Genomic DNA, 957 nt, shown 5'->3' on the forward strand with positions numbered 1-957 from the left:
GGCTTCTCGTTGGTGGGATTTAGAAGGCGAGTTCAAACCTCTTCATCAAATTAATCCGCTTCGCTTGAACTATGTCCTAGAAAAAGCCGATGGCCTTTTCGGCAAGAAAGTTCTCGATGTTGGTTGTGGCGGCGGCATCTTAGCAGAAAGTATGGCAAAGGAAGGCGCCACCGTGACTGGTCTAGATATGGGTAAAGAGCCACTAGAAGTTGCTCGCCTACATGCATTGGAGACAGGGACTAAACTGACCTACATCCAAAGTACCATCGAAGACCACGCTGCGGAAAATGCGGGGACTTACGATGTTGTGACCTGCATGGAAATGCTAGAACACGTGCCAGACCCACTCTCTGTAATTCGTTCATGTGCCGCGTTGGTTAAGCCTGGAGGACATGTGTTCTTCTCGACGTTAAACCGCAACATCAAGTCGTACTTGTTTGCGATTGTAGGCGCAGAAAAACTATTGAAGATTGTGCCAGAAGGCACGCACGATCATGAAAAGTTCATCAAACCTGCTGAAATGATGAAGATGATCGACCAAACAGATTTGACTGAAATGGGCATCACAGGCCTTCATTACAACCCGCTAAATGACAGCTATAAGCTAGGTCGTAATGTAGATGTAAACTACATCGTCCACACTAAAAAATACTGAACGGTGTTACATTAAAAACGCCTTCTTGTGATTGACATTTCAGTCATAAAATGAATCAAAAGCGGTAGCACAAAGTTGCCGCTTTTTTTGTCTTTTTATGTATGAAATTCGTGCTCTAGATTCCATTTTAACCAACCCATTTTTCGCAAATAAAAACAGGCAAAGATCAAGGAATTTTTTTTTGAGGGCGGTTATTTATAAACCGATCTTCAAAGCTTAGTTTTCCCCATTCAAGTCAGCCCTTTTCTCATCGGTTAGTGTTCACTTACTGAATTTTTTTATTTTATTACTTATCCACAAGT

At 42.3% G+C, this 957-nt stretch carries 1 protein-coding gene; it reads left to right on the forward strand.

All coding sequences use genetic code 11. The features are described from left to right. A partial coding sequence (ubiG, locus tag R7E78_RS24915) for a bifunctional 2-polyprenyl-6-hydroxyphenol methylase/3-demethylubiquinol 3-O-methyltransferase UbiG (protein WP_318058447.1) occupies positions 1 to 655 on the forward strand: 655 nt, incomplete at its 5' end. Positions 656 to 957: the final 302 nt, after the last annotated feature.

It is taken from the genome of Vibrio sp. YT-19(2023) (assembly GCF_033337395.1).